Annotated in this window: 22 protein-coding genes; 11 read left to right on the top strand and 11 right to left on the bottom strand. The window is 62.8% G+C overall.

The genetic code is table 11. The features are described 5' to 3' along the window. Together KYT97_RS27685 and KYT97_RS27680 are read left to right on the top strand one after the other, a co-directional pair. Positions 1-762, top strand: coding sequence for a crotonase/enoyl-CoA hydratase family protein (locus KYT97_RS27685; protein ID WP_033236717.1), 762 nt, complete (start codon positions 1-3; stop codon positions 760-762). A 6-nt stretch (positions 763-768) separates the two neighbouring features. Then, a complete protein-coding gene (locus tag KYT97_RS27680; RefSeq protein WP_045069556.1) occupies positions 769-1,731 on the top strand; it encodes an adenosine deaminase in 963 nt (320 codons plus the stop codon). A gap of 10 nt (positions 1,732-1,741) precedes the next feature. Here the strand turns inward: KYT97_RS27680 and KYT97_RS27675 are convergent, their stop codons facing one another. Further along, complete coding sequence (locus tag KYT97_RS27675) at positions 1,742-3,055, bottom strand: D-arabinono-1,4-lactone oxidase (protein ID WP_045069558.1); 1,314 nt, start codon at positions 3,053-3,055, stop codon at positions 1,742-1,744. A 78-nt stretch (positions 3,056-3,133) separates the two neighbouring features. Between KYT97_RS27675 and KYT97_RS27670 the strand changes: the two genes are divergently transcribed. Both KYT97_RS27670 and KYT97_RS27665 read left to right on the top strand, forming a co-directional pair. Continuing rightward, entirely contained in the window at positions 3,134-3,781 is a 648-nt protein-coding gene (locus KYT97_RS27670) for a TetR/AcrR family transcriptional regulator (protein ID WP_033236720.1), read from the top strand. A gap of 67 nt (positions 3,782-3,848) precedes the next feature. Beyond that, entirely contained in the window at positions 3,849-5,024 is a 1,176-nt protein-coding gene (locus KYT97_RS27665; RefSeq protein ID WP_219111298.1) for an amino acid deaminase/aldolase, read from the top strand. Here the strand turns inward: KYT97_RS27665 and KYT97_RS27660 are convergent. Then, complete coding sequence (locus KYT97_RS27660) at positions 5,021-8,464, bottom strand: TM0106 family RecB-like putative nuclease (protein WP_219111296.1); 3,444 nt, start codon at positions 8,462-8,464, stop codon at positions 5,021-5,023. The genes KYT97_RS27665 and KYT97_RS27660 overlap by 4 nt on opposite strands. Positions 8,465-8,546: 82 nt before the next feature. Here KYT97_RS27660 and KYT97_RS27655 point away from each other — a divergent pair, with 82 nt between their 5' ends. Next, on the top strand, positions 8,547-9,188 hold the full coding sequence (locus tag KYT97_RS27655) for an alpha/beta hydrolase (RefSeq protein ID WP_033236722.1): 642 nt from the start codon (positions 8,547-8,549) through the stop codon (positions 9,186-9,188). 1 nt (position 9,189) lies between these two features. Here the strand turns inward: KYT97_RS27655 and KYT97_RS27650 are convergent, their stop codons facing one another. Continuing rightward, positions 9,190-9,807 (bottom strand): cysteine hydrolase family protein, encoded by a 618-nt coding sequence (locus tag KYT97_RS27650; protein WP_033236723.1) that lies wholly within the window; start codon positions 9,805-9,807, stop codon positions 9,190-9,192. Between the two features lie 82 nt (positions 9,808-9,889). Between KYT97_RS27650 and KYT97_RS27645 the strand changes: the two genes are divergently transcribed. After that, complete coding sequence (locus KYT97_RS27645; RefSeq protein WP_033236724.1) at positions 9,890-10,591, top strand: FadR/GntR family transcriptional regulator; 702 nt, start codon at positions 9,890-9,892, stop codon at positions 10,589-10,591. Next, positions 10,588-11,958 carry an FAD-binding oxidoreductase gene (locus KYT97_RS27640; protein WP_095888554.1) on the top strand — a complete coding sequence of 457 codons (1,371 nt, stop codon included), beginning with the start codon at positions 10,588-10,590 and terminating at the stop codon, positions 11,956-11,958. Before KYT97_RS27645 ends, KYT97_RS27640 begins: the two co-directional genes overlap by 4 nt. A gap of 75 nt (positions 11,959-12,033) precedes the next feature. Here the strand turns inward: KYT97_RS27640 and KYT97_RS27635 are convergent, their stop codons facing one another. From KYT97_RS27635 to KYT97_RS27620, 4 genes are all read right to left on the bottom strand, one after another. After that, positions 12,034-13,821 (bottom strand): AMP-dependent synthetase/ligase, encoded by a 1,788-nt coding sequence (locus tag KYT97_RS27635; RefSeq protein WP_033236726.1) that lies wholly within the window; start codon positions 13,819-13,821, stop codon positions 12,034-12,036. 138 nt (positions 13,822-13,959) lie between these two features. Then, positions 13,960-14,658, bottom strand: a complete 699-nt coding sequence (locus KYT97_RS27630) for a hypothetical protein (protein WP_033236748.1) — start codon at positions 14,656-14,658, stop codon at positions 13,960-13,962. Between the two features lie 108 nt (positions 14,659-14,766). Continuing rightward, positions 14,767-15,408 carry a phosphoribosyltransferase gene (locus tag KYT97_RS27625; RefSeq protein WP_045069571.1) on the bottom strand — a complete coding sequence of 214 codons (642 nt, stop codon included), beginning with the start codon at positions 15,406-15,408 and terminating at the stop codon, positions 14,767-14,769. A gap of 55 nt (positions 15,409-15,463) precedes the next feature. Further along, the gene (locus KYT97_RS27620; RefSeq protein WP_045069573.1) at positions 15,464-16,291 is read right to left on the bottom strand and encodes a carbon-nitrogen hydrolase family protein; all 828 of its coding nucleotides are present in this window, start codon (positions 16,289-16,291) and stop codon (positions 15,464-15,466) included. Between the two features lie 102 nt (positions 16,292-16,393). Between KYT97_RS27620 and KYT97_RS27615 the strand changes: the two genes are divergently transcribed. Further along, on the top strand, positions 16,394-18,157 hold the full coding sequence (locus KYT97_RS27615; RefSeq protein ID WP_033236729.1) for a DEAD/DEAH box helicase: 1,764 nt from the start codon (positions 16,394-16,396) through the stop codon (positions 18,155-18,157). A 77-nt stretch (positions 18,158-18,234) separates the two neighbouring features. Here the strand turns inward: KYT97_RS27615 and KYT97_RS27610 are convergent, their stop codons facing one another. The 4 genes from KYT97_RS27610 to KYT97_RS27595 form a co-directional block, all read right to left on the bottom strand. Next, on the bottom strand, positions 18,235-20,133 hold the full coding sequence (locus KYT97_RS27610) for an ABC transporter ATP-binding protein (RefSeq protein WP_033236730.1): 1,899 nt from the start codon (positions 20,131-20,133) through the stop codon (positions 18,235-18,237). A gap of 89 nt (positions 20,134-20,222) precedes the next feature. Further along, on the bottom strand, positions 20,223-20,810 hold the full coding sequence (locus KYT97_RS27605; RefSeq protein WP_219111293.1) for an AMIN-like domain-containing (lipo)protein: 588 nt from the start codon (positions 20,808-20,810) through the stop codon (positions 20,223-20,225). 55 nt (positions 20,811-20,865) lie between these two features. Then, positions 20,866-21,267 carry a YchJ family protein gene (locus tag KYT97_RS27600; protein ID WP_033236749.1) on the bottom strand — a complete coding sequence of 134 codons (402 nt, stop codon included), beginning with the start codon at positions 21,265-21,267 and terminating at the stop codon, positions 20,866-20,868. Positions 21,268-21,289: 22 nt separating this feature from the next. Continuing rightward, a complete protein-coding gene (locus tag KYT97_RS27595; protein WP_219111291.1) occupies positions 21,290-22,852 on the bottom strand; it encodes a long-chain-fatty-acid--CoA ligase in 1,563 nt (520 codons plus the stop codon). Positions 22,853-23,109: 257 nt separating this feature from the next. Between KYT97_RS27595 and KYT97_RS27590 the strand changes: the two genes are divergently transcribed. The 3 genes from KYT97_RS27590 (at position 23,110) to KYT97_RS27580 (ending at position 26,941) form a co-directional block, all read left to right on the top strand. Next, positions 23,110-23,883, top strand: a complete 774-nt coding sequence (locus tag KYT97_RS27590) for an ABC transporter ATP-binding protein (RefSeq protein WP_033236733.1) — start codon at positions 23,110-23,112, stop codon at positions 23,881-23,883. A gap of 4 nt (positions 23,884-23,887) precedes the next feature. Continuing rightward, positions 23,888-26,422, top strand: coding sequence for an ABC transporter permease (locus KYT97_RS27585; RefSeq protein ID WP_219111289.1), 2,535 nt, complete (start codon positions 23,888-23,890; stop codon positions 26,420-26,422). Positions 26,423-26,494: 72 nt separating this feature from the next. Beyond that, complete coding sequence (locus KYT97_RS27580; RefSeq protein WP_045069580.1) at positions 26,495-26,941, top strand: hypothetical protein; 447 nt, start codon at positions 26,495-26,497, stop codon at positions 26,939-26,941. The last annotated feature ends 16 nt before the right edge of the window (positions 26,942-26,957 follow it).

Below are 26,957 nucleotides of genomic sequence, written 5' to 3'. Positions count from 1 at the left end.
ATGGCAGACGAGGTTCTCACCGAGCGGCGTGGGCGGACGCTGATCATCACGATCAACCGGCCCGAGGCACGAAACGCGATCAACGCCGCGGTCAGCCACGGATTGGCAGCAGCTGTCGAAGAACTCGACGGTAATGACGAGCTGTCGTTGGCAGTGCTGACCGGTGCGGGCGGAAATTTCTGTGCCGGTATGGACCTCAAGGCGTTTGTGGCCGGCGAGAACGTACTGGTTCCGGGCCGCGGTCTCGGTTTCACCGAGGGGCCGCCGCGAAAGCCGATCATTTCGGCGGTCGAGGGCTTTGCCTTGGCAGGCGGCACCGAGTTGGTGCTGGCCACCGATCTGGTGGTTGCCTCTCGCGAAGCCAAGTTCGGTATCCCCGAGGTCAAGCGGGGTCTGGTCGCAGGCGCCGGCGGATTGTTCCGTCTACCCAAGCGCATTCCGTATCAGAAGGCCCTGGAATATGCCTTGACCGGAGACGCTTTCACAGCGGAGGAAGCGCACTCGTACGGTTTTGTGAACACACTGACAGAACCAGGTCAGGCGTTGGACGGTGCGCTGGATCTCGCCGACCGCATCAGCCGTAACGGTCCGCTCGCCGTCACGGTCACCAAAGAGATCATGGTCAAGGCCGCCGGATGGTCGGACGACGAGGCATTTGCCAACCAGATGCAGTTGTTGGCACCGATTTTCGTATCCGAGGACGCACGTGAAGGCGCGACGGCTTTTGCCGAGAAGCGCGCGCCGGTATGGAAGGGTCGGTAACACGACATGGCTACACCAGTTGCCGAATTGCACATGCACATCGAGGGTTCACTAGAGCCCGAGCAGATCTACCGCCTCGCCGAGCGAAATCGAATGGACTTGCCGTACAAGGACATCGAAGATCTGAAGTCCCGGTACGAGTTCTCGGATCTGCAGTCGTTCCTCGATCTGTACTTTGCCAACATGGCCGTTCTGCGCACAGCCGAGGATTTTGCGGATCTCACGCGGGCGTACTTCCGCCGTGCTGCCGCTGCCGGCGTATCGCACGCCGAGTTCTTCTTCAACCCGCAAGCGCACGTGGTCCGAGGCGTTCCGTTGACCGAGGTTCTCGACGGAATCATGGACGCCGTTGCATCGAGTGAGCGGGAGTTCGGACTCAGCAGCAGCGCGATTGCCGCGATTCTGCGCGATCAACCCGTCAGAGATGCCGAGGAGATCTTCTCGGAGATCATCCGGTTGCAGGCTCCGATTGTCGGTCTGGGCCTCGATTCTGCGGAGGTGGGTAACCCGCCGTCGCTCTTCGAGGACGTGTTTGCGCGGGCTCGCGCCGAGGGGCTTCACGTGGTCGCCCACGCCGGTGAGGAAGGCCCGCCGGAGTACATCTGGCAGGCGCTCGACATCCTCGGTGCTGAACGTATCGATCACGGTGTCCGCGCACTCGAGGATCCGGCGCTTGTCGAGCGGTTGGTCGACGAGGAGATTCCGCTGACGGTCTGCCCGTTGTCGAACGTTCGTCTTCGGGTGTTCGACAAGCTCGAGGATCATCCGTTGCGAACGATGCTCGACCTCGGGCTGATCGTGACGGTCAACTCCGACGATCCGGCATATTTTGGCGGGTACGTCGACGACAACTTCGCCGAACTCGGTCGAGCAATCGGGCTGACCGAGTCCGAACGTGAGACGTTGGCCCGCAATTCCATCAAGGCGTCGTTCGCCAGTGAATCGCGGAAAGCGGAATTGCTGCGTTAGCGAAGCGAACTCAGGCGCCGAGCACTTGGCGTAGGTAGTCGTTGTCGAACACACGATCCGCGTCGTACTTGTCTCGCACAGCAATGAAGTTGTCGAGTTTGTCGTACGTCGGGCGTAGGTCGTCGACGGTCCGGTTGTGCATTTTCCCCCAGTGCGGCCGGCCGTCGACGGCCTTTGCCATCGCTTCGACTGCGGCAAAGTACTCGGTCTCGGACCGGCGGTGATACTGGTGCACGGCGACGTACGCGGTATCGCGCCCGTTGGCGGTGGAAAGCCAGAGGTCGTCGGCGGCGGCAAAACGAACCTCGACGGGGAACGCGACGTTGGTTCCAGTCCTTTGCAGCCACTGATTGATCTCGTGGAGTAGACCTTTGACGTGTTCGACCGGGACGGCGTATTCCATTTCCTTGAACTTCACGCGGCGCGGCGATGCAAAGACCCGATAGCTGCGGTCGGTGAATTCCCGGGCGCCGAGCAGGCGTGACGATATCTGGTTGATGGTGGGTATCGCGGCCGGCGCCAGGGTGGCTATGCGGTTGACGCCCTCGAAGAGCGTGTTCGACATGAATTCGTCCTCGACAAAGGTTCGGATCGCGCTGACGGGCTTCAACGGTGTGTCGCCGGGCAGGCGTGTGTTCCGTTTGGTGAGGACCCGATCTGTGTGGGGGAACCAGTAGAACTCGAAGTGGTCGACGGTCCTGCACTCGTCGTCCAGGGTGTCCAAAATGTGGGACAGCGTGTCGGGTTTTTCGATGGCGCGCAATGTGAACCGAGGCGAACACGCGAGGGTGACCTTGGTGATGATGCCGATCGCGCCAAGGCCGATGCGGGCAGCTTCGAACAGTTCCGGATTTTGATCCGCGGACGCTGTGACGATTGCTCCGTCGGCTGTCACGATTTCGAGGCCGTGAATCTGCGTCGCAAGTCCACCGAACGCGGCGCCGGTTCCGTGGGTTCCGGTGCCAAGGGCTCCCGCGAGAGATTGGGCGTCGATGTCGCCGAGGTTGGTCATGGCGTACCCGCGTTGCCATAACGCCTCGTTGAGGGCGCGCAGGCGCGTGCCTGCGAGAACCGTGACCAGCGCGCCGTCGTCGGTGGGCGTGATCGATTCGATCCCGGAGAAGTTGTCGAGGCTGACAAGAACTCCGTCTGTGACCGCCGCACCGGTAAAGGAATGGCCAGCTCCGACTGCCTTCACGTGCCACCCTCGTGTTGCGGCTTCGACGACAAGTGCTGCGAGTTCACGGGTGTTCCGCGGGGTTGCCCATTGTCGTGGTGAAGCCCTCTGAGTGCCTGCCCAGTTCTGCCAGATATCCGAAGCCATTGGACAATCATGTACTTGGACGTTCGTCCAAGCAAGCATTGTGCCTAGTTTTTCCGATCTCCGTTCTAACATCATGGGATGCTCAACAGGCTTCCGGCGGACGAGCGCCGCACACAATTGATCGAATCCGCCATTTCCATTGCCGAACAGCGCGGCGTGAGTTCAGTGACGGTCCGTGCTGTAGCCGAAGAGGCGGGCGTATCGCTCGGCGTAGTTCACTACTGTTTCGAGAGCAAAGAGGAGCTCATCGCCGCGATGGGCGAGACGTTGATTGTTCAGCTCAGCGAATCGCTCCAGCATGCCTTCGGGCAGGTTCGCCACGCGCCTGATCTGACCGGGATCCAAGGGCTGAAGGAACTGCTGCACATCGGGTTGACCGGGATGTGGCCGCTCATCGAGGTGACGCCTGATCGGCAGTTGCTGACCTACGAAATCACCGCGCAAGCTCTGCGTAGCCGCAACCTCGGGGCCGAGCGTGCCGGTGCCGTCGCCAGCGATCAGTACCGGATCATGGACGAGCATGCCATTGCATTTCTCGAAGAATGCGCCACGATTTCCGGAACTGTCTGGACAGAGTCTTTGCAGTCGTTGGCGAGATGGAGTCTGGCGATGATCGACGGATTGGTCTTGCGCTGGCTCGTTGATCGTGATTCCGACGCCACCATTGCGGAATTCGGCGAAATGGTTCAGGTCATCGCAGGCAAGGCGATCGAGGCGCAGCACTGACCCCGTCATGGACATGCGTCCAATTCAGGTGTTGACTTGACCGCGACGCCGCGACGATGGGACACACGTGACCACAACACTGGATCGACTGACATCCGCTACTGCTGATTTCGACCCGCCCCTGGCCGCTCTCGACCTGACAACTCTGCGCAGCAATGCCGCCGATCTGATTCGCCGGGCCGGGGGAACACCGGTGCGCGTTGCGAGTAAGTCGGTCCGGTGCCGCGCCGTTCTCGAGGAAACACTGGGCGGTGGGCTCACCGAGCAGGGTGGCTTTCGCGGAATCATGGCCTACTCACTGCGGGAGGCATTGTGGTTGGTCGGTCTCGGCGCCCGCGACATCCTGATGGGATATCCCACCGTGGATCGTGGAGCGTTGGCCGCACTCGCCGGTGATCCGGTTGCGATAACGGCGATCACGCTGATGATCGACGACGACGCTCAACTCGATGTCATCAGATCAGCTGCGCCAGGCGCCGCGCCGATTCGGGTGTGCCTCGACGTGGACGCGTCCCTGCGGATCGGGCCGATTCACCTGGGGGTACGACGCTCTCCGCTCCGCGAACCGAATGATGTTGCCGCACTGGCTGTGCGTGCGCGGTCCCGTGGATTTTCCGTCGTCGGTGTCATGTTCTACGAAGCGCAGATCGCCGGACTACCGGACACCAGCGCGCCGATCGGCTGGGTCAAGAAGGCCTCCGCCCGGGAACTGTCGCACCGGCGAGGTGCTGTCGTTTCTGCGGTCACGGATGCGGTGGGCACCCTCGAGATCGTGAACAGTGGCGGTACCGGATCACTCGAAGTCAGTTCTGCCGATCCGGTGGTCACCGAGGTGACGGCGGGTTCGGGGCTGTATGTGCCGACGCTCTTCGACAGGTACCGCGCCTTCCGGCCGGACCCCGCCCTGTTCTTCGCACTCTCCGCGGTTCGCAAGCCGACCCCGAAGGTCACCACCCTCTTCGGCGGCGGGTACATAGCCTCCGGACCGGCCGGCGCCGCGAGGGTTCCGAAACCGATGCGCCCAATTGGTCTGAAATTGCTCCGCAACGAAGGCGCAGGCGAGGTGCAGACGCCGGTCACAGGACGGGTTGCCGGCGACATCGCGATCGGTGACCGAGTGTGGTTCCGCCACGCAAAGGCCGGCGAATTGTGTGAGCGTTTCGACCACGTGAATCTGGTCGATGCCGACGGCACCGCCACCACGGTACCGACGTATCGCGGCGACGGGCAGTGCTTCGGCTAGCCGGCTGTCAGGCGCATGAAAGCGCCGAGTTCCACCAGCCCCGCCGGCGTGGTCGGCATGTACTGCGTCAGTGCATACGACCGGACGATGATGGCGCACCATTTTCCGCGTGAGACAGCAACATTGAGGCGGTTGCGCGAAAGTAGGAATGACATGCCTCGTGGAACGTCCTCGATTGCGGACGCTGCCATCGACACAATGGCGACTGCCGCTTCACGTCCCTGGAACTTGTCGACGGTACCCACCTCGACGTCGGTGAATCCCGCTTCGGTGAGATCGCGCTCGATGGTGCCCACTTGGGCGTTGTAGGGCGCGACCACCAGAATGTCCGCCTCGGTCAGGGGCCGGGTGCCGTCGAACTCGCTGGGATCGGTCCATGGCGTGCCGAGGAGTTCGCGGATCTGCGTCACGATGACGGCAGACTCTTCGGGTGAATACGTCGAGTTGCCGGAATGGTCGACGTACACCGTGTGTACGCCCGCTGCCAGACCGTCGAGTTTCCGTGCAGCGCTTACCGATTCCTGGGACAGCAGCTTGCCCTCGTAGGACAGCGCCGACACCGGCGCGCACAGGTCGGGGTGCATCCGCCACGTCTTTTCGAGGAAGTATCCCAACTCCGGCGGCAGGGCGCCGTGCCCTTCGGCCAGCCAGCCGAGAGCGGATTCGTCAACAGGTTCGGGATGAGTTCCCTGGCTGACCTGCGGCAGTTGTTGCGGATCGCCGAGCAGCAGCAGATTCCGAGCGGAGACGGCAACGGCAACGGTGTTGGCCAGCGCGAACTGTCCGGCTTCGTCGACGACAAGGAGATCGAGGCTGCCAGGGGGCACTCGATCGGTGTTCGCAAAATCCCACGCGGTGCCACCGATGACGCAGCCAGTGGATTCCGCTTCGGACAGGAAGCGGGGGAACTCCTGGGGCGTGATGTCGGTCCACTCCGCAATTCGGCTCCGGCTGCCCTTCTTCGCGACCAGCGCCGGATCGAGGCCGGCCTTGACTATGCCGCCCAGCATGTTCTCCACCACCGAATGCGATTGCGCAACAACACCGATACGCCACTGGTGCTGCTCCACCAGAGCCTTGACCACTCGCGCCCCGGTGTACGTCTTACCGGTGCCGGGTGGGCCCTGCACCGCAACATAGGAGTCGTCCAGATCGAGGACGGCAGCCGTGATCGCGGACGCGTAGTCGTTGCCTTCGCCGACCGGTGGAAGCGCGTCGCCGGACAGGGTTCGAGGCGTGAGTCGACGCAGAATGTCGACCGCCGCGCGGCGCGGCAACCCGGGCAATCCGTCGCAGGCTTCTGATGCCGCTGCAGCGATGGATTTTTCCATCGGCACCGTCGGAATAGGGCGTCCGGGAGCCAACGCAACGGGAGTCTCGGAGAACTCGTCACCTCGGAGTAGTTCCTCGATGGTGACAACGTCGAGATTGCCGGATTTTTCGACCGAGACTATCTTCACGCCGTTGGTGCCGCGCTGCGCCGGATTGTCGCCGGCAACGGCGTCGGGAGAGGGAACGTCGTACAGCGCGAACATGTCGGTGCCGGGGCTCAACGTCGTGCCGGTGCCCAGGGTGCCCGTCAACTGGATGTGCCGTCGCGGCTTCTGCCTGGCGGTGTTCTTGTGCCAGTCTGCTTGAATGTCTGGCACGTCGACCACCATCACGTCACGGACATCGACAAGATCTTCGATGGGGGCCGACAAGCGATCGAAGTGCGCCCACCAGTGCGGCTTCTTCTCTCGGCTGTGGTACCCGACCGCCGCAGCGAGGAGGGCTGCGGCGTGTTGCTCGGCGGTTCGCGTCGGGCCGGCTTTGTGCCCGGCGAATTCACGCAATGCGATTTCGGTTTCGGTGAGGTCTTCGACGGGCAGGGCGATCTGTCCTGTCGGCGGACGCAAGGTGATGTCGTGTTCGGCTGCTCGATCGACCAACCAATTACGCAGTCGGAGAGTCGATTCGCAGTCGTACTCGTTGTAGTCGGAGATGCCTTGCAGCAGTTCACTGGCTTCGTCGTCCTTGCCGCGCTCGCGTAGCTCGCAGTAGTCGGAGTACGCAACCACGGACGCCGCGGCATTGACGACGTCGCCGTCCCGGCCGTGTTCTCCCATGTACAGCGGTTCGAGTTTCTTGATGCTGTACGAGCGAGCCCCGATTCGCATGGCCGAGCGGACGAGCGGATACAGATCCACGAGCACACTCTCGCGCAGCAGCGTGTCCACTACCTGCTCGCCCACGCCGTGACGCGCGGCGAGTCGCAAAAGTGCGGACTTCTCGTAGGCCGCGTAGTGATAGACGTGCATGCCCGGATGAGCCTCGCGCCGCGCGGTCACGTAGTCGAGAAAGTCGACGAGCGCTTGGCGTTCACCGGCGCGGTCGTGTGCCCAGAACGGCTTGAACACGTAGTTCTCCGCCGGACCTTCGACGACGCCGAACAGGTACTCCAGCCCCCAATCGGTGGAACCGTCCTCCGCCCACAGGGGATCACCCTCGAAGTCGAAGAAGATGTCTCCGTCGTCCGGCACGGGTAGCCCCCCGAGCACGGACGCGTTGTAGATGTGGAACTCGGCCTCGCCGGATTGTTCCTGGCGCAACTGCAACGCGGCCTGCGCGCGCAACTTGTCCAGAGTGTCGCGGCGGATACCGTCGACGGGTTCGGTGCTGACGGCCAGTTGATCGATCGACCCGATGCCGGCGGCAATCAGCTGCATCCGCTGATTGCCCCGGAGACCAGCCACCAGGAGCAGGTCACGATGGTTCTCGACTTCCACGCTGCACGTATCGCACCGTCCGCAGCGCAGGTACCGGCCGTCGAGCCACTCGGCGGGTGTTCCCTCGGCGTGATGTTCGTCGAGAACCTGCTCGAGCTTGACTCGGCTTGCCGAGAACACCGGCGCGATGTCACCGATGTCGTGGGACGACGTGCTGCCGTCGCCGAGCATCAGATGCACCTGGTCGGAGGCGGCGATTGCGTTGCGGCCCAGCGCGTCCGCATAGGCGGCCAACTGTAGGAGTGCCGATACCTTCGCGTGCCGCGACAGCTTGCTGTCGTACACCGCGTACCGATCGCCCTCGCGCACCAGGAAATCACAGAACCCCAGGAACCGGCCGTCGAAGAACGTTCCCTGGTAGATGACGGGGGCACCGGAGCGTAGGGCTTCGACGGTGGCGAGTGCTGCTTCGGTAAGCCCGGCGCGGGTGTGTTCGGGCCGTTCCATGACAACCACACCGTCGCCGTGTTCGGCGATGAACCGCTCCAACTGTTCGCGCTCGTGGTGTTGACCGAGCGCGGACGTTCGTTCCAGCATCGGATCGGCGTCGACGCCCTCCGCCTTGATCAGCCCGGTTCGCGCGTCGAGTCGCCGCAGTAGGCCGAATTCGCATGTAGCGGCCGCCGAGAGGTCACTGGCGCTGTAGATGATCTGATCATCGAGGAGGAACACAGGGGCGATTGTGCCAGCGATGACCGACAAAACGGCGGGTTGGACATGTCAGGCACGTCGCAATGCCCGTGAGCCAGGCAGAATGTCCACCATGCCCTTTTTTGACGGTCGACGCGGTCAGGTCCATTTTCGGCGGTGGCCCGCTTCCTGCGACGAGTCGCTGGCGATGTCACTGGTGTTCCTGCACGGGCTGGGGCAACACAGCGGTCAGTACCACCGATTTGCGGACGCTCTCACGTCTTCCGGCATCGAGGTCTGGGCGATCGACCACACCGGGCACGGACTGTCCGAAGGGGAACCGGGCGTGGCGGCGCCGTTGTCCGATCTCGCCGCTGATGCCGCGACCTTGGCGGATATCGCCCGCGAAGCGCTACCAGGTATCCCGCAGGCGGTCATGGGGCATTCCCTCGGCGCCGTGACCGCGCTGTCGATGCTGACGCATCAGGATCATCATTTTGTGTCGGCTGTCCTGTGTGGAATCCCGCGCAACGCGGTTGCCCAGAGCGGGTGGGCGGACTTGGCCGATTCCGGGATCCCGGTTCTGGTGGTGCACGGCGTCGACGACCGGATGGCACCGATCGAGCCGGTGCGCACCTGGGCGTCGGCGCTGCCGAATGTGGAGATGCGGGAATTCGAGGATGCGGGCCACGACCTGTTGCACGAGAAGGTGCACACCAGCGTCACTGCCGTGAGCCGCGATTTCCTTCTCGCGCACAGTCGTTGAATCAGGCGAGTGCGTCGAGCACTTCCTTGGACGTCACCGGGTGCGAGAACATCGGGTAGTCGTAGGTGATGGCGTTCTCGTGTTCTGCTGCTGAGGTTCCAGCGACGCAGTCGGTGAGAGTGATGACGCGGTAACCGTTTTCGTAGCCGGTGCGCATGGTGGACTCGACACAGCAGTTGGTCAGGAATCCGCCGAGGATGATCGTGCGGATTCCCTTGCTGCGCAGGATGAAATCGAGGTTGGTGCTCGCGAAAGTATCGAGACCGCGCTTGCCTTCGACGAGGATGTCGCCGTCCTGTGGAGTCAGTTCGTCGACGATTGCCGCTCCCCAGCTGCCCTTGACGAATGCCTTTCCGTCCACGACGCCCTTGAGGATTCCGTACGGGTGCGAGGTGATCTCGTTGTAGCCCTCGGCAAACGTGATCGGCGCGTGCATAACTGTGACACCGGCGGAGCGAGCGGCCTCGACCAGTGCCGTGGTGTTCGCCAGTAGTCCGGTCGATTCCATCACGGGAGCGACAGCGTCATGAAGGACGCCGCCTTCGGTGGTGAAGTCGTTCTGGTATTCGATGAGCACGACTGCGGTGGTTGCGGGGTCCAACTCGAGCTTTTCGGTCATGTCGACACCTTTGGTTGTGTGTTTCGGGCCACTTTCATTAAACAGTTTGTCTGACAAGCAGGCAAGAGGTAGCGTCGGCGACATGGACATAACTCCGCTCTCGCGTATTCCGCTGAGCCTTGCGGTGTCCGGCAGGCTCCGAGACGCGATTCTCGACGGGTCTCTACCGGTCGGCGAGTCCTTGCCAACGGAGCAGGAACTGGCACAGGCTTTTTCGGTGGGCCGCTCCACCGTCCGCGAAGCGCTGCGCGTACTTCAGGCGCAAGGGTTGGTGACCGGTGCCGACACCGTGTCGACGGCGCGTCCCAAGGTGACGCACGAGAACACAGCCGATTCTGCAGCCACGGCGTTGAGCACGGCTGTGCAGGTGGGTGCGGTTCCGCTTCCGGACTTGGTCGAATTGCGGGTGCTCCTCGAAGCCGCGGCACTGCGCGGTGTCCGTGAGGTTCCTGGTGCTGCGCGCGTTGCCATCGAGGAGATGCGTCGCGCCACCGAGAACAACAACGCGTCCGCGTTCCACGACGCGGATGTCGACTTTCACGTCGCCTTGGCGGGTGCCAGCGGGAACCGCGCCTTTGCGCTGGTGATGACGGTTCTGCGCGAGTGTATCGCCGGTTATCTGATGAGTGAACTCGCGGCGGTCGAGGACTCGGCGGCCACTCTCGGGGTGCTGCTCGCGGAACACGAAGCCATCGCCGATGCGATTGCGGCCGGTGAATCCGATTATGCGGCACAGCTTGTCGAGAAGCATGTGCGAGGTTTCTACGAAGGACACTCGAAATGACGACAACGGTGGACATGTTGGGAGACCGACTGCGGGAAGTGCTGGGGGAGAAGGCGACCACGGATCCCGATCGGATGGGCGCCTATACCCGGGACCAATCCTTGCTGACCACCGCCGGTGTTCCGGCGGCTCTGGTCAAGGCAACGTCAGTCGATGATGTCGCCGCGGCGATGACGGTTGCCCACGAACTCTCCATTCCGGTCGTGACACGCGGCGCAGGAACCGGTTTGGCCGGTGCTGCCAATGCTCTCGACGGGTGCATTGTGCTCAGCGTTGCGGGTATGAATCGCATTCTCGACATAGATGCCGCGGCCCGCACGGCAACAGTGGAGCCTGGTGTGATCAACGGCGATCTTGCGGAGGCGGCTCGCGCACAAGGACTTTGGTATGTTCCGGACCCCGGTAGCCGGGCAATCTCGAGCATCGGCGGTAACTTGGCCACCAATGCCGGTGGTATCTGTTGCGCCAAATACGGGGTCACAGGCGACCATGTCGCGGCGCTCACCGCAATTCTCGCCGACGGTCGCGTGATCCGCACCGGAGCAAAGACTCGCAAGAATGTGGCCGGTCTGGACCTGACCCATCTCCTGGTTGGTTCCGAGGGGACGCTTGCCGTCATCGTCGAAGCCACGATGCGGCTGCGGACCGCGCCCACGGCTGCAACCACGGTTGTTGCGTTCTTCGACTCGGCGGAGAAAGCGATCGAGGCGGTCCTGGCCGTCGCCGCGGTTGCCGAACCGTGTCAGTTGGAGTTGATGGACGCAGTGACCATCGACGCTGTAAACCGCTTCACGAGAATGGGTCTCGACGAATCGGCAGGGGCGATGCTTCTCATTCAATGCGACGGTAGATCTGCCGTGCAGGAAGCGGCAGACTGCGCGGCGGCCTGCACGCGCGTCGGCGCAACCGAGGTGTTCCACACCGACGATCCCGAGGAAGGTGACGCGTTCACCGCCGCGCGTCGCATGGCGTTGCCGGCGCTCGAGGCGATGGGAACCGTGCTACTCGACGACGTTGCCGTCCCGGTACCGGCGTTGCCCCGAATGCTCGAACGTATCCAGGACGCGGCTGAGCGGCACTCGGTGACCATCGGAACCTTCGGTCATGCGGCAGACGGAAATCTCCATCCCACCATCGTGTTCGACGCCGGGGAACTGGGCGCGCAGGATCGCGCGCGTGGGGCGTTCGACGACATCGTGCATGCGGCACTCGAACTGGACGGCACGATCAGCGGTGAGCACGGCATCGGAGTTCTCAAGGCGCCGTACATGTCCGACATGATCGGTTCCGTCGAACGTGAGTTGATGCTCTCGGTGAAAGCCGCCTTCGACCCGAGGAACATCCTGAACCCCGGTCGCGGTATCTGAGCAGTCATACAGAAATGGCCCGGTTCGCCAACGATGTGAATCATTGGCGAACCGGGCCACATGCTTGCTGTGAGATCAGGCGTACAGATCCGTGATCGCACCCTTGTGTGCTTCGTGAATGATGTTTCGCTTGAGTTTGAGCGTCGGGGTCAGTTCGCCGCCCTCCTGGGTGAAGTCGACCTCGAGGATCGTGTACTTCTTGATCTGCTCCGGGTTCGAGACCTTCTTGTTCGCGTCCGCGACCGCGGAGTCGATTTCGGCGATCAGATCGGCATTCTTGATCAGATCGGCGATGGGGCTTCCGGCCGGCAGGCCGTTGCGCTCGACCCAACCGGGCAGGGTTTCCAGGTCGAGTGTGATCAGTGCGCCGATGAACGGTTGGCCGTCACCGACCACGAGGCACTGGCTGATCAGAGCGTGAGCGCGGAGTGAATCCTCGAGACCGGCCGGTGCGACGTTCTTTCCGCCTGCGGTGACGATGATTTCTTTCTTGCGCCCGGTGATCGAGACGTAGCCTTCGTTGTCGATCGATCCGAGGTCACCGGTGTGGAACCAGCCGTCGATGATCGACTCTGCAGTGGCTTTCTCGTTGTGCCAGTAGCCGGCAAAGACCACCGGACCCTGCACCAGGAGTTCACCGTCGTCTGCGATGCGAGCGGCATGACCGTTGATCGGCTTGCCCACGGTTCCGACGCGCTGCGCGGCGGAGGTGTTGACCGTGATGGCGGCGCTGGTCTCGGTGAGGCCGTAGCCCTCGTAGATCGGGATGCCGACGCCACGGAAGAAGTGACCCAGGCGGGCTCCGAGTGCAGCGCCGCCGGAGACCGCACGTTCGCAGTCGCCGCCGAGGGCCGCACGCAGCTTCGAGTACACAAGCTTGTCGAACACAGCGTGCTTGAGCTTGAGTGCGATGCCGGGGCCGCCCTTTTCGAGCGCTTCGCTGTACTCGATGGCCGTTGCTGCTGCCTTGTCGAAGATGCTGCCCTTGCCGCCGTCGACTGCCTTCTGGCGTGCCGAGTTGAACACCTTCTCGAATACTCGCGGAACCGAGAGAATGAAGGTCGGCTTGAACACGGCAAACTGCTCGAGGAGTGTCGTGAGGTCCGACGTGTGGCCAACGGTGACCTTGGAGTCGAAGGCGCCGAAGGAGATTGCCCGCGCGAAGACGTGAGCGAGCGGCAGGAACATCAGGGTCTTCTTGCCGGGAACCATGGATTCCGGCATGGCCAGGCGGCACGCGGCGGACTCTGCGTAGAAGTTGGCGTGTGTCAGCTGGACGCCCTTGGGGCGGCCAGTGGTGCCGGAGGTGTAGATCAACGTTGCCGGCGATGCGGCCGTGACCTGGTGACGACGGGTTTCGAGTTCTTCGTCGGTGATTGCGGCGCCGCGACTCGTCAGGTCTTCGAGAGCGCCCGATTCGATGACGAGGACCTCACGAAGCGCCGCGGCGGCTTCGGTGACGTCCTTGATGTTCGTGGCGTGATCGGCAGTCTCGACGATCAGCAGAGACGTAGCCGAATCCTCGAGGATCCACTGCGCCTGATCGGGGGAAGAGGTTTCGTAAATGGCGACGGTGCAGCCGCCGGCTGTCCAGATCGCGTAGTCGGTGACAACCCACTCGTAGCGTGTTGCCGAGAGGATAGCGACGCGGTCGCCGAGCTCGACTCCGGACGCGATCAGCCCCTTCGCTACGGCCGAGACCTGCTTGGCGAATTCGGCTGCTGTGACATCGACCCACGCGCCGTTGACGAGTCGCTGGAACGGCACGAATGTGGGGTCTTCGCTGGCGTGCCGGAACACCGAATCCGCCATTGACGCGTTCTCCGGAATTGTGAACGTCTGTGGAACTGAAAACTCACGCACTTTGACCCCTCCAGTGACTACCGATAACTTCGATGTGCATTGCATCACATTAGTCGTTATTTTGCACTGTCGTTACTATTCGGTAGATCCAGTTGGGCCCCGACCAGGGAATTAGTGTTACTCGATGTTGCGGGTTACTTATGCGGCGCGCTCCAACGACCGCCCGTGGATCGACAGCCAGCGCCTGATTGCGTAGTCCAATCTGTCTGAATCCACTCCCAGTTGCTCCGCGGTTGCTGCGAGTATCTCGGCCGCGTCCGTCAGTGGTTCCGTCGTGCCGAGTGTTGTGCTGATGAACGTGTCGGCGGCGGTGCCCAGATCGGTGTGGGGGATACCTGCCAGCATCAGCAGATGTGCCCAGGTGACTTCCGCGTCGTCGCCGCACGCTTCGGTCCACGCTTGCCGGACGGCGTCGAGTGAGTGATCGGAATCAGCGGCGGCGAGAAGATCTTCGACAGAGTTGATGTGCAGGTGATGCAAGCGCTCGGCGACCTGCTGGATGTGTCGTGCCTCGATCGGAACGCCGGTCGCGGTGTATCGACGCTTGTACGAGCCGATCTTGCCGGCCCATTGGTCGGAACTGCCCGCTTCCTCGAAGGTTCGGAGGAGTTCACGTGCGCCGTCGGTCACTGGTAAGGATTCACGAGCTTGCCGGTAGGCGAGGTACCGGTCGACGACGGCAACTTCGCTGTGGCCGCAACTGGACTGCACGGACTCGATGATGCACAGGGCCAGGCTCGCGCGGTAGGCGTCGGAAGCCACCCATGCAGAGGGGTCGCCTAATCGGTCGCGGCATGCTGCTGCGACTACGTCGACGGTATCGGTCGAGATGCTCACGATGTCCTCCAGAAAACTGCCTGTGTCGTTTCTGCTCCACACGGGCTATCGGCACCGAGGCGCAAAATGTTGCACACATCACACAAGTTTTCTGAAAAGTCGAGAAGTTCATCCTTCGAGCAGGTCAACGACCTCGGAGTCGGTCAGCTGATGGAAGTCGTCGAAGGCCGCGCCGACCCCACCGAGTATCGCCGGAACGAAGGGACATATGACGCGGTCGGCCGAATCGGCAAGCAGGCGGATCGATTCCGGTGATGCGACGGGGACGGCAACGATCACTCCCGTTGCACCCTGCGCCCTGGCACATGCCGACGCCACAGCGGCACTCGCTCCCGTCGCCATTCCGTCGTCGACGATGACGGCCGTTCGCCCGCTGAGCGGAACTGCCGGGCGGCCGGCCCGGAGGAGGTGTGCCCGACGCTCGAGTTCTGCTCGCTCGGACTCTTCGACCCGCGCCAGCGCTTGCGGTGATACCCGCTCGGCGGCAATCACGTCGTGGTTGAGTACGCGGGTGTCACCTTCGCCGATGGCACCGAGAGCCAGTTCGGGATTTCGGGGGGAGCCGAGTTTGCGTACTACGAGGATGTCGAGCGGTGCATCCAGCGCCGACGCGACCTCGATCGCGACAGGAACGCCGCCGCGCGGCAGTCCGAGAACGACGGGATCGTGGAGTCGCGCGGCGTCCAGCGACCGGGCGAACATCGCAGCAAGGGCCCGGCCTGCGGCAAATCGGTCTCGGTACTGTGCCATAGCTGTCCTGATTGAGGTGTGACCTCGATACTTCCGACGCTACTCGGTTCTCCCGTCACCGTTCGGTAACTGTGAACCGACGCAGTGAGAGGGCGGGATTCTTTTCGCGGACCTCGTCGATTCGGCTGCGGCTGACCTGCGCGGTCGCCACACCCACTTGCTCGCCGAGAGAGCACAGCACCACACCCATGGGGTCGACGATCATGCTGGCACCGGCGCCGCCGCGGGCGCTTTGATCCGCTGCGGCGATGTACATGGTGTTCTCGATCGCGCGCGCCCGGATCAGCGTGGTCCAGTGGTCTTCCTTCAACGGCCCGGGTACCCACTGCGCCGGTAGGAGCAGGACGTCAGCGCCGGCGTCGACGATCCTGCGGGTGACTTCGGGGAACCGGAGGTCGTAGCAGGTCTGGAGGCCGAAGGTGAAGCCGTCGCACTGAAAGGTCTGTGGGTCCTCGATCTCGCCAGGCGCGATCACTGCCGATTCGAGGTAGCCGAACGCGTCGTAGAGGTGAAGCTTGCGATACGTGGCAACCAATTCGCCGCGCGGGTCCATCGCGACAAGCGTGTTGGAGATCCTGCTCACGTTGGGCAGACGTTCGTTCATTCCGGCGACGACGAAGATCCCGAACTCCGCGGCAATGGCGGACAGCCCGGTTCCGAAGTCTCCGCCGAGGTCCTCGGCGGACTCGATCAGGCGCTCGTCGCTGCGCGGCGGCGTGAACATCGAGTACTCGGGAGCGACCAGCACTTTTGCACCCTGACCAGCGGCATCGGACGCCAGAGTGCGCAGTGACTTCAGGTTCGCCTCCTTGTTCATGTCGGGGGCGAACTGGGCAACGGCAACGACGGTCCGAGAGGGGCTGTTGGCGGCGTCTTCTGTCATGCTTCTTACGCTAGGCGAAACGCCCGGTGAACGCGGATACACCGGAATAGTTCAGCAGGTCGGTTCTCGTGTCTATACTCCTTCGGCTAAACTGCTGGTCAAATGAGTGATATTGAGCGTGACCCCGAACCCCCAACATTTGCCGACCTCGACATCGATGATCGGGTACTGAAGGCACTGTCTGACGTGGGCTACGAGTCGCCCTCGCCGATCCAGGCTGCCACCATTCCGCCGCTGCTCGAAGGCAAGGACGTCGTCGGACTTGCCCAGACCGGTACCGGTAAGACCGCGGCCTTCGCGGTTCCCGTCCTGTCGCGGATCGACACGTCGATCAAGCAGACGCAGGCACTGGTGCTGGCTCCGACACGTGAGCTCGCGTTGCAGGTTGCCGAGGCATTCGGCAAGTACTCCGCGCACATCCCCGGCCTCAACGTCCTGCCGATCTACGGCGGCCAGAGCTACGGTGTCCAACTGTCCGGCCTGCGGCGCGGCGCGCACGTTGTGGTCGGTACGCCCGGTCGTGTCATCGACCACCTCGAAAAGGGCACTCTGGACCTGACCAACCTCAAGTACCTCGTTCTCGACGAGGCCGACGAGATGCTCAAGATGGGTTTCCAGGAGGACGTCGAGCGCATCCTCCGCGACACCCCCAGCGAGAAGCAGGTTGCCCTGTTCTCCGCGACGATGCCCGGTTCCATCCGTCGCATCTCGAAGCAGTACCTGAACAACCCGGTCGAGATCACGGTCAAGTCCAAGACCTCGACGGCGTCGAACATCACGCAGCGCTACATCCAGGTCGCGCACCAGCGCAAGCTCGACGCGTTGACCCGTGTCCTCGAGGTCGAGGCCTTCGAGGCGATGATCATCTTCGTCCGCACCAAGCAGGCCACCGAAGAGCTGGCAGAAAAGCTGCGCGCTCGCGGGCACTCCGCTGCCGCCATCAACGGTGACATCGTGCAGACGCAGCGTGAGCGGACCATCGGTCAGCTCAAGAACGGTGCACTCGACATCCTCGTGGCCACCGACGTCGCTGCGCGTGGTCTGGACGTCGACCGCATCTCGCATGTCGTGAACTACGACATCCCGCACGACACCGAGTCATACGTCCACCGCATCGGCCGTACGGGTCGCGCCGGACGCCAGGGTGACGCGCTGCTGTTCGTCGCTCCGCGTGAGCGTCATCTGCTCAAGTCCATCGAAAAGGCAACCCGCCAGCCGCTGGCCGAGATGCAGTTGCCCAGCGTCGACGACGTGAACGCGCAGCGTGTTTCCAAGTTCGGTGACTCCATCACCGAGAGCCTGGCATCCGAGAACCTGGCGCTGTTCCGCAAGATGATCGAGGACTACGACCAGGAACACGATGTTCCGCTCATCGACATCGCTGCCGCCTTGGCAGTGCAGTCGCGTGACGGCGACGCCTTCCTGCTCGCTCCCGAGCCGCCGGCACCGCCGCGTCGTGAGCGTGAGCCGCGCGAACCGCGTCCGCCGCGCCGATTCGACGACGGTCCGGCTCCGCGTTCGCGTGGACCCGAGGGCCAGGAGTTGGCGGCGTACCGCATCGCGGTCGGTAAGCGTCATCGCGTAGTGCCGGGTGCCATCGTCGGTGCCATCGCCAACGAGGGCGGCTTGCGTCGCAGCGACTTCGGACACATCAGCATTCGTCCCGATCACTCCATCGTGGAGTTGCCGGCAGATCTGTCCAACGAGACCCTCGAGGCTCTGCGACGGACGCGTATCTCCGGCGTCCTGATCCAGTTGCAGCCTGACTTCGGCCCGCCGCAGGGACGCCCGAGCGGCCGCGGTGGTCGTGACGACCGTGGTGGACGCGACAGTCGTGGTGGCGGACGCGATCGCTACGACAGCTGATCTTCTTCTCGAAAACTAACAGGCGCTGCTTCCCGTTCAAGGGGAGCAGCGCCTGTTTTTTGTAGCCTGTTTCTGTATCAGAGGGTGCTGGGCTCGAGATCGTGGGAATCTTTACTGCCGGTGTTGAATTGGGTTCGGTACAGCTCGGCGTACCGACCGCTGTGAGCGAGCAGTTCGGTGTGCGTTCCGCGCTCGATGATGCGGCCCGCTTCGACGACCAGGATGAGATCGGCCGCGCGAATGGTGGACAGGCGGTGCGCGATCACGACTGCTGTCCGGCCGGCAAGAGCTTCACCGAGTGCTTCCTGAACCGCAGCTTCGGACGTCGAATCCAGATGGGCGGTGGCTTCGTCGAGGATGACAACACGAGGTTGGGCGAGCAACAACCGCGCAATGGTGAGGCGTTGACGCTCACCGCCTGATAGTCGATAGCCACGTTCGCCGACAACGGTGTCGAGTCCTTCCGGCAGTGACGCGACCAGAGCGGTGAGGCGAGCACGCTCGAGGACCTCGCGGAGTTCGGTCTCGGACGCACCCGGTCGTGCGAGTAGCAGATTGGACCGGAGACTCTCGTGGAACAGGTGCCCGTCCTGGGTGACCATACCGACGGTTTCGCGGATGGAGTCGGCGCTGAGGTCGCGGACGTCGACGCCGGCAAGTTCGACGGAACCCGAATCCACGTCGTAGAGGCGCGGAATCATTTGGGCGATGGTGGATTTACCGGCGCCGGATGTTCCGACGAGCGCAACCATCTGGCCGGCTTCGGTGCGGAAGGACAGTTCATGGAGTACGTTCTCGCCGCCGCGGCTGTCGAGAATCGCCACTTCTTCGAGCGATGCGAGGGACACTTTGTCCGCCGACGGATATGCGAACTTCACGTTCTTGAACTCGACGGACACGGGCCCGTCCGGTACCGCGACAGCGTTGGGCTTCTCGGTGATCAACGGCGCGAGATCGAGTATTTCGAAGACTCGCTCGAAACTGACGAGGGCGCTCATGACGTCCATTCGGGCGCTCGCGAGAGCCGTCAGCGGGGAGTACAGCCGAGTCAGCAGCAACGCCATCGAGACAACGGCACCGGCGTCCAACTGCCCGCGCAAGGCGTAGTAGCCGCCGAGGCCGTAGACGAGGGCTAGAGCCAAGGCTGAGACGAGCGTCAGGGCCGTGACAAAAACGGACTGAAGCATGGCCGTCCGCACGCCGATGTTGCGCACGCGTCGGGCACGCACCGCGAACTCGACAGACTCTTGTGTCGGGCGTCCGAACAGTTTGACCAGCGTTGCGCCCGGCGCCGAGAAACGCTCGGTCATCTGGGTGCTCATCACCGAATTATGGTTGGCGGCTTCACGATTGAGAGCCGCCAGCCGGGCGCCCATGCGCCTGGCCGGAATCACGAAGATCGGCAGGAGCAGTAGTGCGAGGACGGTGATCTGCCAGGAGATGCCGAGCATGACGATCAGCGTGATCACCAGCGTGACCAGATTGCTGACCACTCCGGACAGGGTGTCACTGAACGCGCGTTGGGCGCCGATGACGTCGTTGTTGAGGCGGCTGACCAAAGCTCCCGTGCGCGTGCGGGTGAAGAACGCGATAGGCATTTTCTGGACGTGGTCGAACACCGTGGTCCGCAGGAGCAAGATCAGGTCTTCGCCGATACTCGCGGAGAGCCAGCGTGTCAGCAGTCCGAGTGCGGCTTCGAGAATCGCCACAATCGCAATCAACACCGCCAGGATGACCACAACCTTGACGGCGTCGCCGCCGACTATCGCGTTGACCACCCGGCCTGCCAGGACCGGTGTTGCGACGGCGAGTGCCGCCGTCACCACGCTCAGAAGGAGGTACCAGCTGAGGTTGCGTTTCTGCGGAATCGCGAACGTCGCGATTCTTTTCAGCGTCGCCTTCGAAAAAGGCCGCTTGTCGTCTTGCGCGTGCATCGCGTTGTACATCGCGTTCCACGCGGTGACTTCCATACTCATGTGTCAGGCCCTTCGGTCGCCGGCCACGAAGATTACGCGGCCGGTACGACACGAAGGTAAAACCTCGAGTGTGCTTGAGGTCAAGCCCACTACTTGGCTACGTCTACCACCACACGCGTGGGGTTCGTCAGCAGCGTCACCGAGAATGGCTGCTTTTCCGTTACGCCGACGAACGACTGTGTGACACCTTCGAAGACCGACGACCCGTTGACTTCGGTGACAACTCCACCAGCGATTCCGGGGACGGGGTTCGGGCCGGAGTACTGTTCCACGCCGCTGTCGAACGGGTAGGCGGAACCGTCGATCAGCACCTGGATTATTGCGCCGCCGGCAATCTCCATGGGCTCGCCGCTGCCTTCCTGAACAGCCGCGTCGACGTACTTGACGCGCCATCCGGGGGTTCCGGTTCCACCCATCTCGTACACGACGCGGTCGAAGTTCTCGTGCGAGCCGATCCGGACGTCGGTGACGGTCAGCTTCGATTCTGCGACGGCTGCGGCGGTTTTGTCCGAGCTGTCGGTTGGCGCGGGTTCTGCGGCTGCGGCGCTCGTGGTCGCGGAGACCGAGGTGGTGACGGCGGTCGGTGTGGTCTCTGCGGTCTGTGAGCACGCGGTCAGGCCGGCCCCCACGATGATGGCAGCGATGGCGGCAACTGATTTAGTCCGGTTCGTTGTCATGGTTCGATCGTAGGACTCTCAGTCCGTGGCTCTGCGACGGCGTGCGCGGAGTTACCTAACCGATATCGCCGTCGACGTAGAGCCAGCGGCCGTCGATTCGAGCAAATCTGCTGCGCTCGTGGAGGTTTCCGCGTTCGGTCCCGTAGGAGTAGTGGGCGCGGAATTCGACTGTGCCGTCGGAATCGAACAGGCTTCCGCGCTCGGTGGAAAGAATCTCGAGCCCGGTCCAACGCTGGTGCGGGTCCAGATCCAATGTGGCGGGACGGTGATCGGGATGCCAGGTCCGTTTCAGATAGTCGGTGTCCATGAGGGCAAATGCCGTGTACCTCGAGCGCATGAGAGTTTCAGCGGTCGGTGCGGACGCACCACCCTCGAGATATTTGCCGCAGCAGTCGGCGACGGAATTGCCGGTGCCACACGGGCAGAGTTGGGCGGTAATGGGGCGGCGTGAGGTCACCACCCCATTACAGCACGCGAGCTCAGACCAGCTTGCTTTCGTGGTTGTCCCAGTACGGCTTACGAAGATCTCGTTTGAGGATCTTGCCCGTCGGATTCCTCGGGAGTATCTCGACAATATCGATACTGGTGGGGCACTTGAACTTTGCGAGACGCCCCTGGGTGTACGTGATCAGTTCGGCTTCGGCGATCTGGGTGTCGGCATGCAGGACGACCACGGCTTTGACGGTTTCGCCCCACCGGTTGTCCGGTACGCCGATTACGGCGACTTCGGCGACGGCGGGGTGCTCTACGAGGACTCGTTCGATTTCGGGTGAGTAGACGTTCTCTCCGCCGGTGATGATCATGTCTTTGAGGCGATCTTCGATGAAGACAAATCCCTCGGAATCGGCGCGGCCCATGTCGCCGCTGCGCAGCCAACCGTCCGGTGTGATTGTTTCAGCAGTGGCTTCGGGCTTGTTGAGATATCCCGGCGTGCATTGCTCCGATCGCCACCAGAGTTCTCCGACGGTTCCGGCGGGGGTGTCCTCGAGAGTGACGGGATCGACGATGCGCATCGCGACCCCCGGAATGGCAGTGCCCGCCGATGCCATGCGTTCGACTTGCGATTCGTCGCGGTGGACGTCAGGCATGAGAGCGGTGACAACACCGGCCATTTCGGTCATGCCGTAGACCTGGACGAACTCGGTGTCCGGCCAGGCCGCCAGCGCTCCTCGCAGCAAAGGCAGAGGCATAGGGGCTGCGCCGTAGGTGATGCGTTTGAAGGCGCGGAAGGCGGCGACGGCCTGATCGCCTGCTGCCAGGACACCGGCGATGACGGGTGGCACCAGGAATGCGATGTTTGCGCCTGCGGCGAGGCCGGCGAAGATCGACGGTCCGTCAGCTTCGCGGGTGAAATAACAGCGTCCGCCTGCGTGAATTGCCATGATGGCGTAGCAGGTTCCTCCGACGTGGAACATCGGCATGGCGACCAGGAATATGTCGTCATCGTGTTTCGGTAGGAGTTCGAGGACATTGTTGCTGTGCGCGAACAGGTTTCGGTGAGTGAGTTGAACTCCCTTGGGGCGTCCGGTCGTTCCGGAGCTGTAGAGGATCAGGGCTGTGCTGTCGGCGGTGACTACGGGACGAGCTGCCAACGGCGGGGCTTCGTCGAGCCACGGTTCGAATTCGTCGTTCTCGCTACCGACGGCGATGATCAGTTCGACGGCGGTGAGGCGATCGCGCATGGCAACGACCTGAGGGAGGAGTTCGTTACCGACAAATAGGATGCGTGCCCCGCAGTCGCCAAGGATGTAGTCGAGTTCCTCGCCGGCGAGCCGCCAGTTCGGAATGGCATTTGCGGCCCCGAGTAGTGAAGCGGCATAAGTGATTTCGAGACAGGAGAGATGGTTCTTGTCCAGGAAGGCGACGGTGTCTCCCGGTCCGATCCCGGATTCGGCGAGTGCGCCCGCGATGCGCAGGATGCGACCGTGCCACTGGGCCCACGTATAGGTGGTTTCCTGGAACGTCACGGCCGGTTCTTCGGGTTTGACGCTCGCCCAGTGTTCGAGTTGATCGAAGATGATTGCAGTGGCGGCGTCGGACATCGGACCACCTTTCTCGAGTGATGTGTGTCACAAGGCTAGTGGGCGGTTGGCGTCCGCATGTGTGTTTTCCGTTGACAACTCAGGGGAGTCCCTGTGGAAATCAGGGTGGTCCCTGATAGCGGTGGCGTCGAGTAGACGACAGGATGGAGCAGTGCCAGTTGGTGCCCGCGTGCTGTGGGGTGCTCGATCCACCGAAGAAGTTCCATCGAAGAAGTTCCACCGACGAAGACCCACCGAAGTGAAGACGAAAGGCGATCATGAGTTCGCACGCCCAAGATGTCGCGGCCCGCGCTGTCGGCCTGTCCAAGACGTACGGCACCGGGGATACCCAGGTGCATGCACTCAGCGCTGTATCCGCCGATTTTGCTCGGGGTGAGTTCACGGCGATCATGGGCCCGTCGGGTTCGGGCAAGTCGACGCTGATGCATTGCCTGGCCGGTCTGGATTCGGCGAGTTCCGGGTCGGTGCTCATCGGTGACACCGAATTGACCGGACTGTCGGACAAACAGATGACGGCGCTACGACGCGACCGCATCGGATTCGTTTTTCAGGCGTTCAATCTGGTGCCGACGCTGACGGCGCTCGAGAACATCACGTTGCCGCTCGATATCGCGGGGCGCAAGGCCGATCCGGCGTGGTTGGACAATGTACTGACGAAGCTCGGTTTGAAGGACCGCCTGGATCACCGGCCGGGTGAGTTGTCGGGTGGGCAGCAACAGCGTGTTGCGTGTGCGCGGGCTCTGGCCGGTCAGCCCGAGATCATTTTCGGGGATGAGCCAACGGGCAATCTCGATTCGCGTTCCTCCGGTGAGGTTCTGTCGATTCTGCGGTCCGCGGTGGACGAGTTCGGTCAGACCGTGGTGATCGTGACGCATGATCCGCGCGCTGCTGCGTATGCGGATCGCGTCGTATTTCTGGCGGACGGCAAGATTGTCGACGAACTGCGTGAGCCGACGGCCGATTCCGTTCTGGATCGGATGAAGCGTCTGGATGCTCCGCAGGTTCCGGTCAACGTAGAAGCCGGAGCTTGACGATATGGCTTCGATAACCAATTCGCCGATGCGCAAGGTGTCGTTGCGTAACCTGGCGGCGCACAAGGTGCGGTTGGCGCTCACCGTGTTGTCGGTGGTGCTTGGTACGGCGTTTGTCGCCGGGTCGTTTGTGTTCACGGATACGTTGCAGAAGACGTTCGACTCGATTTTCGAGAACACCGCTCAGGGCGTCGACGTCCGGGTGTCGATGCCGGATCGCAACACCAGTGGCGTTCCGATCGAGGATGTCGACAAGCTGGCAGCCATCGACGGAGTTCGCGCCGTGGCACCTGCCGTGAGTGGACAGATCGTTCTGATCAACGCAGACGGTGGTGCCGTGCAAACAGGTGGCGCTCCGAGCATCGGTACGTCGTACTTGCCGGCAGAGCGGGCGATCACACCGCCCGATCCGTACTCGGAAGGTGGCCCACCTAAGGCTGCCGGAGATATCGCATTGAATGCGAGTGCGATGGAGAAAGCGGGTTTGTCGGTCGGTGACCAGGCTCGGATACTGGTGCCGGCGCGAGGAATCGTCGATGTCACGGTGACTGGTATCTACGAGGGGTCCGGTAGTGACACCGGAGGTTTCATCGGAGCGTTGTTCACCGACGAGCAGGCACGCAGCCTGTTCACGGACGGTAAGCATGTCGACTACATCGACGTAGCCGGTACCGGTCTGTCGCAGACCGAGATGCAACAACGGGTGGAGCAGGTCTTCCCGGACTTGCAGGTGCAGACCGGAGACGAGGTCCGTGAGGAGACCAAGGCCGAGGTCGATACCGCGCTCAGCTTCATCAACTACTTCCTGCTGGCGTTCGGCGCTATTGCTCTGTTGGTCGGCACGTTCATCATCTACAACACCTTCTCGATGATCGTGGCGCAGCGGCTGCGTGAATTGGCACTGTTGCGTGCCGTGGGTGCGAGCCGGGCTCAGGTCGGCCGATCCGTCGTCACCGAAGCGTTGATCGTCGGATTGATCGGCAGTGTCATCGGATTGGTGGCCGGTATCGGACTGGCCTACGGTTTGCGCGGGTTGCTCAATGCCTTCGACGTCGGATTGCCGGAGGGCTCGCTGCAGGTCAGCCCACGGACGGTTGTTGTCGCGTTGGTTGTCGGCGTTGTCGTGACGACGCTCAGTGCCTATGCGCCTGCGCGGCGGGCGTCCAAGGTTCCGCCGGTTGCCGCGATGCGCGAGGAGTTCGCTTCTACCGGTGACTCGCTCCGTGTCCGGACGCTGATCGGCGCAATTCTCGGTGTTCTCGGCGTCGTCCTGGTGGTTGTCGGTTCGAGGGGCACCGGTCAGGGTGCGGCGCTGACCGTCGGCGGCGGAGCCTTTGCGCTGATCATCGCAGTTCTGCTCGGTTCTCCTGCGCTGTCGCAGCCCATCGTGGGTGCGCTCGGTGTTGTCTTCGCGAAACCGTTCGGCTCGGTGGGCCGTCTGGCGCGTACCAATGCGGTCCGCAATCCTCGTCGTACCGCGGCCACGGCCTTTGCCCTGACCTTGGGCTTGATGCTGGTGACGGTCATCGGCGTGTTCGGTTCTTCGGCCAAGGCGAGTATCAATGCACTGATCGACGTTGGCGTGACCGCGGATTACATCCTGACGGGTCCCAATGCGGTGGGCGTGCCGCGAGGCGCAGCCGACGCAGTGCGCGCGCTCCCGGATGTGCAGAGTGCAACGTCGCTGCACGGGGTTCGGGCGACCGTGAACGGACAGGACGAGCAGGGTGCGTCGTTGGACGGTCCGATCGACGGGGTGCTCGACTACAACATCGTCGACGGAACAGCCGACCTGTCCGGAAACAACATGATGGTCTCGCAGACCACGTCGACCGACAACGGCTGGACAGTCGGATCGACGCAGACGTTGGTCGGCGCGGACGGGACCCAGTACCCGGTTGTTGTTGCAGGAGTGTTCGAGGACAACCAGCTGATCGGTTCGTGGATCGTCTCGGACGAGGCGTATCAGGCATTGATGCCGGCAACCAGCCTGCCTGATTTTGCCGTTCTGGTGAAAGCGAAACCGGGTGCCGATGTGACAGCCTTGCGCGGAGAACTCGAGCAGGCCACGGAAAAGTACGTGGTTGTCCAGGTTCAGGATCGTGAGGAGTTCAAGGGAACTCAAGGGCAGCAGATCAATACGTTGCTTGCGATTTTGTACGGACTCCTGGCGCTGGCGGTGGTGATCGCGATTCTGGGCATCATCAACACCTTGGCTCTTTCGGTTGTGGAACGCCGTCGAGAGATCGGCATGCTGCGGGCGGTCGGTATGCAGCGGGCTCAGATGCGGCGCACGATCTACCTCGAATCCGTTCTCATCGCGGTCTACGGCGCGGCCGTCGGCGTGGTGCTCGGCATCGGATTCGGTTGGGGATTCGTCAGCACGCTCCGGGACCAGGGCCTGGGCGAGATCACGATTCCGTGGGGTCAGGTTGCGTTGATGCTGGTCGGTTCCGGCATCGTCGGTGTGCTCGCGGCACTGTGGCCGGCCAATCGAGCGGCCAAGACGAAGCCGCTGGAGGCGATCGCGGACCTCTAGGCGGCTGAGCCGCACGTGCGCACTTTTGGCTGTTCACGCTGCCAAAAGTGCGCACGGGTAGCGTTGCTACCCATGATTACTCTTCAAGAAGTCGGCGATCGTGAATCCTGGCGCTGCTGGCTGTGTGACGAGCCCGTCGACCCCGATATGTCGGTGAACGATCCGCGTGGCCCGAGTGTCGACAGCATCAACACCGCCAAGAAGGGCGGCAAGTCCAAGGGCGGTGTGGAGCGACTCGCACATCGCGCGTGCAACACCAAGAAGGGTGCTGTCAAACCTGTTGTGGCGTGGCCGGATCGGTTGTTCGTGGTTGATCCCGCGCCGATCATCGGTGTTGTGGAGCAACTCGAACGTAAAGGTGGCCGGGTCGCGGTTGCACGTTGCCCCGGCAAGGACGACGCCCAGGACGCGTCGGAGTGGTTGCTCGATCGGCTCTCGCGATTGGCCCCGGATCTGAACGTCGAAACGAGCATCGACCCAGCTGGTGGTGGGTTCCTTTTGGTTTTGAAAACCGTGTAGTCGGATTCGGTCCGCC

This window comes from Rhodococcus globerulus (assembly GCF_019334125.1).
Classification (GTDB): Bacteria; Actinomycetota; Actinomycetes; order Mycobacteriales; family Mycobacteriaceae; genus Rhodococcus_F; species Rhodococcus_F globerula.
Note: the sequence above shows the minus strand (reverse complement) of the source record. Positions and strands in the feature narration are given on the sequence as shown.

What these genes read in the sequence shown, in the direction of transcription:
- KYT97_RS27685 (WP_033236717.1), top strand. Translation starts at nt 1, where the DNA reads ATGGCAGACGAGGTTCTCACCGAGCGGCGTGGGCGGACGCTGATCATC.
- KYT97_RS27680 (WP_045069556.1), top strand. Translation starts at nt 769, where the DNA reads ATGGCTACACCAGTTGCCGAATTGCACATGCACATCGAGGGTTCACTA.
- KYT97_RS27675 (WP_045069558.1), bottom strand. Translation starts at nt 3,055, where the DNA reads ATGGCTTCGGATATCTGGCAGAACTGGGCAGGCACTCAGAGGGCTTCA.
- KYT97_RS27670 (WP_033236720.1), top strand. Translation starts at nt 3,134, where the DNA reads ATGCTCAACAGGCTTCCGGCGGACGAGCGCCGCACACAATTGATCGAA.
- KYT97_RS27655 (WP_033236722.1), top strand. Translation starts at nt 8,547, where the DNA reads ATGTCCACCATGCCCTTTTTTGACGGTCGACGCGGTCAGGTCCATTTT.
- KYT97_RS27650 (WP_033236723.1), bottom strand. Translation starts at nt 9,807, where the DNA reads ATGACCGAAAAGCTCGAGTTGGACCCCGCAACCACCGCAGTCGTGCTC.
- KYT97_RS27645 (WP_033236724.1), top strand. Translation starts at nt 9,890, where the DNA reads ATGGACATAACTCCGCTCTCGCGTATTCCGCTGAGCCTTGCGGTGTCC.
- KYT97_RS27640 (WP_095888554.1), top strand. Translation starts at nt 10,588, where the DNA reads ATGACGACAACGGTGGACATGTTGGGAGACCGACTGCGGGAAGTGCTG.
- KYT97_RS27625 (WP_045069571.1), bottom strand. Translation starts at nt 15,408, where the DNA reads ATGGCACAGTACCGAGACCGATTTGCCGCAGGCCGGGCCCTTGCTGCG.
- KYT97_RS27620 (WP_045069573.1), bottom strand. Translation starts at nt 16,291, where the DNA reads ATGACAGAAGACGCCGCCAACAGCCCCTCTCGGACCGTCGTTGCCGTT.
- KYT97_RS27615 (WP_033236729.1), top strand. Translation starts at nt 16,394, where the DNA reads ATGAGTGATATTGAGCGTGACCCCGAACCCCCAACATTTGCCGACCTC.
- KYT97_RS27610 (WP_033236730.1), bottom strand. Translation starts at nt 20,133, where the DNA reads ATGAGTATGGAAGTCACCGCGTGGAACGCGATGTACAACGCGATGCAC.
- KYT97_RS27605 (WP_219111293.1), bottom strand. Translation starts at nt 20,810, where the DNA reads ATGACAACGAACCGGACTAAATCAGTTGCCGCCATCGCTGCCATCATC.
- KYT97_RS27595 (WP_219111291.1), bottom strand. Translation starts at nt 22,852, where the DNA reads ATGTCCGACGCCGCCACTGCAATCATCTTCGATCAACTCGAACACTGG.
- KYT97_RS27590 (WP_033236733.1), top strand. Translation starts at nt 23,110, where the DNA reads ATGAGTTCGCACGCCCAAGATGTCGCGGCCCGCGCTGTCGGCCTGTCC.
- KYT97_RS27585 (WP_219111289.1), top strand. Translation starts at nt 23,888, where the DNA reads ATGGCTTCGATAACCAATTCGCCGATGCGCAAGGTGTCGTTGCGTAAC.
- KYT97_RS27580 (WP_045069580.1), top strand. Translation starts at nt 26,495, where the DNA reads ATGATTACTCTTCAAGAAGTCGGCGATCGTGAATCCTGGCGCTGCTGG.